We start from the raw sequence: 269 nt of genomic DNA on the forward strand, positions 1-269 counted from the left end.
GCATAAAACGGTGAAAGTGCAGGCGCTGTTTCCGCTCTCCCGGCAGGCTTTGATAGAAAAGGTCCATCAGCCAGGTTTTCCCGCGTCCTACACCGCCCCACATATATAAGCCACGCACTGGCGTATGCTTTGTGTCTTCGCGTTTACCCCACAGCTTACCGACCCGCGCCATTAGCCCACTCGTCCTGGGGGCTGGTGGCCTGCTATTGATGAGTTCTTGATAAATAATTTCCAGGCGGCTGACGGCCTCTTTTTGAACGTCGTCGGGT

1 protein-coding gene is annotated in these 269 nt (G+C 55.0%); it reads right to left on the bottom strand.

The window, feature by feature from the left end; translation table 11 throughout:
• Positions 1-269 (bottom strand): AFG1/ZapE family ATPase (zapE, locus tag P9273_RS32120; RefSeq protein ID WP_278052586.1); only part of this gene is annotated, 269 nt, incomplete at both ends.

This window comes from Mesorhizobium sp. WSM4935 (assembly GCF_029625735.1).
Taxonomy (GTDB): Bacteria; Pseudomonadota; Alphaproteobacteria; order Rhizobiales; family Rhizobiaceae; genus Mesorhizobium.